Source organism: Streptomyces sp. NPDC058459, assembly GCF_042721685.1.
Taxonomy (GTDB): Bacteria; Actinomycetota; Actinomycetes; order Streptomycetales; family Streptomycetaceae; genus Streptomyces.
This window is the reverse complement of the sequence record NZ_JBHXLV010000268.1, coordinates 1-7,689: the sequence shown is the minus strand read 5'-3', so window position 1 is coordinate 7,689 and position 7,689 is coordinate 1. Positions and strand designations below refer to the sequence as shown.

General features: G+C 69.4%; 8 protein-coding genes. 4 read left to right on the top strand and 4 right to left on the bottom strand.

The genetic code is table 11. The features are described from left to right. Positions 1-2,466: hypothetical protein (locus tag ACFWN1_RS30135; RefSeq protein ID WP_384368873.1), on the bottom strand; the 2,466-nt coding region annotated here is incomplete at its 3' end. A 27-nt stretch (positions 2,467-2,493) separates the two neighbouring features. After that, the gene (locus tag ACFWN1_RS30130; RefSeq protein ID WP_384368870.1) at positions 2,494-3,099 is read right to left on the bottom strand and encodes a helix-turn-helix domain-containing protein; all 606 of its coding nucleotides are present in this window, start codon (positions 3,097-3,099) and stop codon (positions 2,494-2,496) included. Positions 3,100-3,781: 682 nt separating this feature from the next. On the opposite strand from ACFWN1_RS30130, the gene ACFWN1_RS30125 reads away from it, so the two are divergent. From ACFWN1_RS30125 to ACFWN1_RS30115, 3 genes are all read left to right on the top strand, one after another. Further along, positions 3,782-4,036, top strand: coding sequence for a hypothetical protein (locus tag ACFWN1_RS30125; protein ID WP_384368867.1), 255 nt, complete (start codon positions 3,782-3,784; stop codon positions 4,034-4,036). 110 nt (positions 4,037-4,146) lie between these two features. After that, on the top strand, positions 4,147-5,193 hold the full coding sequence (locus ACFWN1_RS30120) for a helix-turn-helix domain-containing protein (RefSeq protein ID WP_384368864.1): 1,047 nt from the start codon (positions 4,147-4,149) through the stop codon (positions 5,191-5,193). After that, on the top strand, positions 5,130-5,291 hold the full coding sequence (locus ACFWN1_RS30115) for an SAM-dependent methyltransferase (RefSeq protein WP_384368861.1): 162 nt from the start codon (positions 5,130-5,132) through the stop codon (positions 5,289-5,291). The genes ACFWN1_RS30120 and ACFWN1_RS30115 overlap by 64 nt, the downstream gene beginning before the upstream one ends. Before the next feature lie 20 nt (positions 5,292-5,311). Here the strand turns inward: ACFWN1_RS30115 and ACFWN1_RS30110 are convergent, their stop codons facing one another. Beyond that, on the bottom strand, positions 5,312-6,226 hold the full coding sequence (locus ACFWN1_RS30110; RefSeq protein ID WP_384368858.1) for a helix-turn-helix domain-containing protein: 915 nt from the start codon (positions 6,224-6,226) through the stop codon (positions 5,312-5,314). A gap of 91 nt (positions 6,227-6,317) precedes the next feature. Continuing rightward, on the bottom strand, positions 6,318-6,554 hold the full coding sequence (locus ACFWN1_RS30105; protein ID WP_384368855.1) for a DUF397 domain-containing protein: 237 nt from the start codon (positions 6,552-6,554) through the stop codon (positions 6,318-6,320). Between the two features lie 371 nt (positions 6,555-6,925). On the opposite strand from ACFWN1_RS30105, the gene ACFWN1_RS30100 reads away from it, so the two are divergent. Beyond that, complete coding sequence (locus ACFWN1_RS30100; RefSeq protein ID WP_384368852.1) at positions 6,926-7,309, top strand: ATP-binding protein; 384 nt, start codon at positions 6,926-6,928, stop codon at positions 7,307-7,309. The last annotated feature ends 380 nt before the right edge of the window (positions 7,310-7,689 follow it).

Sequence of the window (7,689 nt, the reverse complement as noted above, 5' to 3'; positions counted from 1 at the left end):
CCCTGGCGGGCTGCTTCGGCGATGAGGGGGCGCAGGCGTGCGGAGCCGGAGGCGATGGCCTGGGCGCCCACGCGGCCGGTGCCGGTGCCGGTGGGGGTGATCAGGACGGCCTTGCTGCGCACGCGGGCGCGGGCTCCGGAGGCGGTGGTGCGGCGCTGGGTGTGGCGGGCGGCGATGGCGGCGAGCTCGGGCAGGTCGGTGATGCCGCCGGCCTCGAGGGCGGCCACGACCTGCCGCAGGGCGGGGACGAAGGCCGCGCCCTTGTTCTTCGTGTAGAACTGCGAGACCAGGGAGGGGTCGCGGTCGAGGATGCGGGCGATGTCGCGGCGGGTGTAGCCGGCTTGCTGGAGCCGGTCGGCGAGGCGTGCCGCCTCGTTCAGTTCGCCGTACGGGGCGCGTGTGTTGCGGCGTGGCATCACGCCTCCCGCTCAGCGGTGAGCGCCGCTCGTCCGGCTTCCCGCAGCGCGAGGAGCTCTTCTTCCGTGGCGGGTGCGGCGTGGGGGCCTGTGAGGTGGCCCGCAGGAGGTAGTCGCCGGGCTGGTGGTGGTAGGGCCAGTCCTGACGCTGGGTGAGGTAGAGGGCGTCGGTGCGGAAGGCGACGACGGTGCCGGGCGGGGTGTGCAGGGCGCCGGCGTAGGTGTCGTCGTCGCGGTGGCGCTGGGTGAGCAGCGCGGCGCGGGCGCCGGACCAGATGGCGGCGGCCCATTCGGGGTGGGCGTTGGGGTCGCGGGCGAAGCCGGTGGGCTTCTGCCAGGTGATCAGCTCGTCGTCGAAGCCGATGACCTCGGCGTCGGGCGGCACGTCGCGCTCCATGGACCGGGGGGTGGTGCCGGTGACCATGCGCGGGCGCTGGGCGAAGGCGCCGATGCCGTACAGGAGGATCGAGCGCACGGCTCGGGAGGCGAGGTGCGCGGCGCGGGCCTGCTGCGGGTCGCCTTGGAAGTGGGCCTGGGCGGAGAGGTTGGCCCAGGCCTCCTTGAGCTTCTTGGCCCAGTCGTCCAGGGGTTTGCCGTCCTCCCACAGGATTCCGTCGAGGATTTCGATCCTCCACGGGGTGAGGGGGTTGGTCATGGCGGTGTGGACCTCGGGGCCGCCGGCCCAGGTGGTGAAGGTGGCGCCGGGTTCGGCCGGGTAGTGCCAGGCGCGGTCTCCGGGCGCGGGAGCCGGGAGGAGCCCGACGTGGTTCCAGTTGTCGGGGACGGTGACGCGGATCTGCCAGTGCCCGCTCCCGTACAGGGCGCGCGTCTGTTCTTTCTCGGACCAGGCGGCGAAGGTGGCGGCGGTGACGCGGCGGGGGGTGCCGACGGGGGATTTCCAGGTGTGCTTGGCGTAGGCGAAGGTGCGGTCGTACTCGACGAGCTGGGGCAGCTGGTCTGGAACGCGGGGCGGGGTGAGGAGTTCGTTGCGGCCTTGCCCGGCGGTGGCGTGCAGCAGGCCGCGCAGTTCATCCGAGAGGACGGGGAAGCCGTCGGCATGCTGGCCTCGGGCGGGGATGGTGCGGGTCCACAGGTCGCGGCCGGTCTGGGAGGGGGAGCCCATGAGGACGGCGTCGTTCCAGTGGCGGCGCAGGGCCTGCCACAGCAGCACGAACGCATCGCGGACGGTGTGCGGGTTGTCTTCGCCGGTGTCGAACCACTCCCCCACCGAGCGGATCTCCACGTGGCTGTCGCCGTTGTCCCGCTGGTAGCGCCCGACGGGGTTGCGGACGTGGACGAAGTGCCCGGCCATCCGGTCGCGGCCGCGGCCGGTGTCGGTGCGCCAGCCCGGGACCGGCGCGTTCAGCCAGGCGGCGACGGCGTCGCGCAGGTAGGGGTGGCGGTCGGCGTCGCGGTGCCAGGGGTCGCCAGCGGTGACGTAGATGCGTTCCACGCCTTCGGGGACGGCGTTCGAGACGGCGGCGAGGATGTCGGCGGCGGTCCGGTCGCGGAGGTCGAGGCGGTGGGTCCGGTCGCGGTGGACCAGGACGCCGGTGGCGGTGTCCAGGAAGACGGTGGAGCGGGCCTGCTGGGTGAAGTTCGGGCGGGTAGAAGCCAGGGCCGGGCTGTGCGCGAACCACGTCTCGCCGGTGGCGCCTTCGGGAATGCACGGCAGGTCCTGTACCGCCTGGGCAGGTGCAGACGGCTCAGGCGGTGCGGCCGTCGCACGGTCGGCTGCTGGGCCGTCAGGCGACGTTGCGTGACCGGGGGCGGCTTGGGTGCGAGGCGGCTCGGGGGCCTGCGGCTGGGCGTCGTCGCCTGCGGCGAGGCTGTCGGGGGCCAGGGCGGGGGCGAGGGCGACGACGTCGGCCACCCCCAGCCCGGCTGCGGGGGCGATTCGGTCCGCCTTGGCCTTGGGGTAGCCAGCCAGCTGGAGGACTCGCTTGTCCCGGTCCGCTTCCAGCTTGGCCAGCACGGCCCGTGCCTTCTTGATCTGGTCTCGCACGGTGCGCAGGTCGGCGAGAGCGGCGCTGTAGCTGTGTGCGTCCATCGGGCGGTTCCTTGTCAGAGCCGGAGTTCAGCTGGTTGTGGTGCGGGTGGTGGCGTAGGCGACCGACCCGCCTGAGTGGGAGGCGAGCCGGGTGCTCAGCAGCAGCTCGGCGAGCCGGCGGTCTTCGCTCCTGTCGGACGTGAGGCGGACCTGCGGCGTGACCAGGTCGGTGACGAAGCCGGCCAGCCGGGCGCAGGGAAAGGCGTGGCGGCCCTCGGAGTTCTTCTCCCACTGCTCAAGCCCGGTCAGCACAGCGACGGTGTAGCCCGACAGGGTCACAGGCATGACCCCTCCGGCAGCGACGCTGGCCGCGTCGCAGCGCCACCAGCCGCGCAGGGCCTTCAACAGGTCGTCGGGGGGAAGGGTTGCGGAGTATCCGGTCCACGGCTGCCCAGGGGCGGGAGCCGTGCGCACAGCGTCGACACGCAGCACGGCGATCTCGGTGGCGTCCAGCCGCTCCAGCGGCGCGGCGCGGCGGGCGGCGAGGGCTTGTACAGCGTCCAGCGGGACCATGACGCGCACTCCTCGGCGGGACAGACCCGGCAGCAGCCCCGCGTGCACGAGGCGCCGGAAGGTGGTCACGGCGCAGCCGAGCTCCTCTGCGGCCTGTCCGGTCGTCAGCAGGATACCCATCCCACCCCCTCAAGTAGAATCAGTTATCTGATCGGAGACTGATCCTAGGGGTGGACTCGAAGAGCCGTCAAGGAGCTGCCCGTATGCCGTGCGCGCAGCTACGCCTTCGAGCTGCATGAGGCGGCGCCGCCCAGCACCACCGCGAACACACGGCACGGGGGCTACAGACGTCCTGGACTTCGACAGTCGTTCCGCCGGACCGATTTCCGGGCGTCAGGCGGGCGTTCAAGGCCGCCCCCTGACGTGGCGCCCGGTGTCAGCGGCCGGCGGCGCCAGTTCGCATCACGAGTGGGTGACGGCCTTCCTGACGGGTTACCGCAGCGCAGGATGGTTTCGCCAGGCGCGTCAGGGCGATCCCTAGCGTGCGCCGGAGCAGTCCTCGTGAATTTCCAACCGCTGGCGTGCGCCCTCAAACGTCTCCGCGACGGTGACTTCGATCGGCTTCCGTCTAATTCGATCGGCAGTGTTCATCGGGGGAAATTTTGAGCCGGGAATCGGTCTGAGATCCGGATTTCCACTCGCCGATGTGACGGCTTACCGGTTAGTGCCTCACTCCGATGGCCGAGCTTGCCGGGCGCACGCTAGGGTCGCGCCGGAGATGAGTCCCGGCCCGAGGCTGGCTACCAGAAGACCAGGACTCCTCCCGCATTTTGACCAGCCGTCAATTCAGGAAAGGAAACCGATGACTGATCCCAATGTCGTGTCCGGCACCGTGGTACCTGAGCCACGCCTGGACGGTAGCAATGTTCGCGGATATCGCGCACAGCTGCGTGCCCTAGCTGTCACGCTCCATCTGGGCCCGCTCGTCGTTCTCGCCGTACTCGCCGTTCTGCAGGGTTCTGGCTGGTCGGCCGCTGCTTGCGCGGCATTTGCCACCGCTGCGGCCGCCTCGGCCCGCTCCTCCCGCCTCGAGTTCCTGTGGGCCCGTCTGGACTGAGCTGTCCGTCGATCTCTTGCCGGGGTGCCCGAATGAGCGCCCCGGCAGCAGCGGGGGCATCGGCACCGCCCGGTTCTCCCGGGAGCCGGCGCATTGGGAGGGAAGGCATCGTGACGAGCAGCAAGCCGCACCAGGATGTGTGTGTGGTGTGTTCCGGCCAGTTGGTGCAGAACACAGGGGTGGGGCGCCGGCGCAGGTACTGCGGCACCGCCTGTCGGCGCCGGGCGCAGCGCCAGCGGCAGGCGAGCAGGGCGGTCACCGTTGAGCAGCAGAGCCCTCTGGGGAGTGCGGTGGCCGCAGAGGTCCACCGGCTAGCCGGGCAACTGGTCGATAGCGAGGTGCGCCAGGAGGAGCTGGGCACCTTGCTGGAGCGTGCAGGAGCGATCAGGCGCGAGCTTGATATCTATACCGCGGCTGCGGTGCAAGAAGCCCGGCACAGGGGCGAGAAATGGGAAGACGTGGCACGGGCGGCGCACGTCGCTCCGGAGACAACCCGTACGAGGTGGGGGCCAGAGCGGGTGGCCCGGATGATGGTCTCGCACGCCAATGAGAAGGGGGCTGCTCCGGCGCGGTGGCGTGCCGCTCGGTCCGCACCGATCGCGGAGGCGCAGGAGGCCAAGGACGCCGTTCGTCCGGAGGCGGTCAGTGCGATGGGGCAGCTGGCTTCGGCGTTGACGCAGCTGCAGGTGAGCAGCGGCAAGACGATCAAAGAAGTGGCTGACCGGGCGATGCTGTCCCCGTCGTTCATCTCCCGGGTTCTGTCGGGTGACCGGCTTCCTACGTGGGATCTGGTGTGTTCGCTGAGCGGAATTTTCGAGTCCGACCCTGCCCAGCTGCGGGTTCTGTTCGAGGCGGCGCATGGAATGACTCCGGCTCAGCGGCAGCCTGTCACTGCGACCATCCAGCAGCTGCACGCGGCTGTGCGTGGTCTGCATCTCGCGGCGAAGGAGCCCAGCGCGCAGAAGATCGAAGCGCTCAGCCGCAAGGCCGTCAGCGCCGCGGCGGTCCGGCGGGTGCTGGCGGGTCACGACGTTCCCGACTGGGAGGTTCTGTCCGCACTGGTCCGGGCGCTGGACGGCAGCCCTGGGGACGTGTGCGTGAACGGGCCGATGTCGAGGCCTTCTGCGCTCCGCTGGACCTGGAGGAGCCGGGGCTGACCGAGGTGTCCGCCTGGCGCCCCCGACCGGACGACGTGCCGTCTCAGCAGACTTGGGAGTGGGAAGAGTACGGGGGCATGGGGTTCGTCCGACGGTGAGTCGCGGCATGGAGTGCCCGTTACCGCCAGGAGTCGAGCGCCTCCCGCAGCAGCGAGGGGGTCTGGTCGGCGGGACTGGCCACTCCGCACAAGTTGTTCAGCACCGCTTGGTAACGCTCGGAGTCAGCGGGTTTCTCCCGGTAGACGGCGCCCTCGTACTGCTCGAGGTACACCATGTCGGGCAGGTACGCGGGGGTGAAGAACCGAAGGTGCACGATGGGATGCCCGATCGCCCCGACGGCTCCCACGGTCAGCGGGGCGATCTGGAGCCGCAGCCGGTAGGGCAGTTCAGCCAGAAGGGCCAATATGTGTTCGATCTGCCGGTACATCACCCCTGGGGCGCCGACCGGACGACGGAAGACCTCCGAGTCCATGACAGCGAGCAGGCTCGGCGGGTCGGTCTTGCGGCGCAGCATCTCAAGGCGCCGCATGCGCATCGTAACGCGTTCCGCGATTTCCTTCGCGGGCCTCGTCGGATGGACCGCTCGCATCACGATCCGGGCGTACTCCTCGGTCTGCAGCCACCCCGGCACCAGCTGGGGTTCGTAGGACAGGATGCGCCGGGCCGCCGGCTCCATCGCCAGCAGCGGACGCAGGGTGCTGGGGGTAGCGTGAGCGTAGGGCTGCCATATTTCGGGCTGCGCCGCCTCGTGCACCAGAATTGCGACGCGAGCCCGTTCAGCCGGGTCGCGCACGCCGTACTCGTCCAGCAGGCGTTCCACTTTCGCCGGTTCGGGGGTGGCGAGGCCGGTCTCCAGGCGGCTGATAGCGGCATCGGAGACGTCGATGCAGCGGGCCGCCCGCTTCGCTTCAATCTGGGCGTGGTCACGACATCGACGCAGGTGCCCCGCAAGCGCCTTGCGGTGAGCAGACGCACCCCATTCCGGGCGGTGCGGGAATCCAAGAATGGAAGGCGCCTGCTGATCGGCTGCCATACCGCTTGCTCCTATCGAACTGGTCGGGGGAGCCCGAGTATGGCAGCCGCAAACCATCCGCGTGAGGGAATGGCCAGAAATCTACACACTGTCACGAAATCGTGAAGTCGAACTCCCCATCCCTCACTCCCACGAAGAAGGCGAAGATCTCCTCACGCGTGTAGACGAGAGCCGGACCTTCCGGGTCGCGGGAGTTACGGACAGCCACGCCACCGTCGGGAAGGGAAGCGACCTCCACGCAATTTCCGTTACCTCCGCTGTGACGGCTCTTGCGCCACATCACACCCTCGATCATGCCGGCACTGACGCCGTTCTCGACCTGCCCCATGACTACCGCGCCTTCCCGATCCCCGCCCAGCCGGCCATACGCCCTACCGGACGCAGATCGGCCGTGTGTGCGAATTTCAGCGTTCTGCAATTACAGAACTTTGCTTGCAAGAACGATGAACGGGCCGGAATAGTGACGGTGCAAGACGGCACGCCGCAGGACACGGCAAGCAAGTTCGGGGGGACGACGATGACACCACGTCATGAGAGCGACAGCCGGCCATCGTCCTCGCTCACTGTCACGGACAGCGCGGAAGAACACTTGTTCCGTGGCACCCCCCCGTCTTCACACCCAACCTCGCCGTCCGCACCGGCCTGGGAAGCACCCCCTTCGCCGCACGACGCATTCCCGCCGCAACGAACAGCTGCTACGTGGCACGGCAGTTCACGCGCCAGACGCTCGAGGGCTGGAACTTAGAGGGCAGCATGAGCGACGACACCGTCCAAGTCGCCTCCGAACTCGTCGCGAACGCTGTCCGCCACGGCCGGACGCGAACCCTGGCCCCTGACAGCACACAGGCAGGTGTATGGCTCGCTCTGGCCCTGCGCCCGCGAACCCTGTTGTGCGTCGTCCGCGATCCCAGCCGCCGCCAGCCGCGGCTCATTCCTCCGCCACCCATGGCCGAGCAGCACCGCGGGCTTCCGATCGTCAGAGCCCTCAGCACCACCTGGGGCTGGACGGCGACTCCCACGAGCGGCAAATCCGTGTGGGCGCGTCTCTCACTGCCCGAGAACTGGAGCACCCAGGCCCCTTGACCAGGGTGGGGTCCAGCATCTCGGCGTCCTCGTGGCTCTGTTGCAGCAGGGTTTGGAGGGGCTGCTCGCTGGCGTCACGCCGGGCGTGGCTTAGCCGTGCCCCTTGAGGCCGACTGCATCTTCGTAGCCCATTTCGGCCAGCAGCTGGGACGACCTTATGCCCTCAGCGGCGCGATGGCAGGCCGGCAAGGGTGCGCCCCCCTGGCAGCGGCCGAATTCGTCCGCGAAGGGCCGGCCCCGGACGAGTGCCCCTTCCGCTCTCTGGAGCGCTGGCGGCCTCATGCCCTAGTACTACAGGGCTAGATCTGGATCATGGGGTGATGGGAGGCTCTGGCTGTGGCCACGACACAGCCCCGTGATTCAGATTGTTCGTCAGATGC